The organism is Vibrio sp. 03_296 (assembly GCF_002265885.1).
Genome location: NZ_NPKW01000996.1, coordinates 1 through 824, shown reverse-complemented (window position 1 = coordinate 824; position 824 = coordinate 1). Strand labels below are relative to the sequence as shown.

At 43.3% G+C, this 824-nt stretch carries 1 pseudogene; it reads left to right on the top strand.

The features are described 5' to 3' along the window. Positions 1–176 precede the first annotated feature (176 nt). A pseudogene (locus CIK04_RS29415) lies at positions 177–600 on the top strand (universal stress protein). Positions 601–824 lie beyond the last annotated feature (224 nt).

Below are 824 nucleotides of genomic sequence, written 5' to 3'. Positions count from 1 at the left end.
TTACAAATTAACCAAGTTAAGACGTCAGCCAGATGGTTGCGTTTTTGCGTTTGAGCCTTTTGGAAAATACCGAACTCACCTCTCGATAAAAATGAGCTATTTCGGGATCTTATCGACACTTTTTTCGTTAGAGATCGCTATGCTAAAGATAACGCATTGCGCAAAAGGGTGAGGCTATGAAATACAAACATATCTTGGTTGCCTTGGAGATTTCAGACGACAGTACCGTGCTGATTGACCGAGCCGTTGAAATGGCGAGCTACTTTGATTCAGAGATTTCCTTATCCACATCGATGGGACTCATGGGGAGATTTATCGTGAACTCATCGACTTAAATGTCGAATCCGACGCAAAGGCCGCTCACAGAACATTCAATGGAGTGTTTAAGAAGCTTTAGCGATTATATGGAATATCCATTGAACACTTTTTGTCGGGACTGGCGATCTAGGCGACAAACTTGAAGTCACCATCAAAGAGCACGAAGTTGATCTACTTATCTGCGGTCATCACCATAACTTCTGGAGCAAGATCATCTCGTATTCAAGAACGTTGGTGAACAAATCTCCCGTCGATATTTTGGTGGTGCCAATCTACGATTAGCCAAGCCATGATCCTAAGAGCCGCCTGCAAACAGGCGGCTTTTTTGTTGTGGTGAGTGGCTAGCAAAGCATCACCAGTCGAAAATCGATTTTTGTATTCTCACCGAGTGTGACTTGTGCGGCATTTCTGCTCGATGAACAAGAAAAGAGAAAACGAGGCAAGGGTAGACACTTGGGTTTGCTTTGGCATAAAGGCGTATGGAAATAAGTAGTAGATATAGAGAT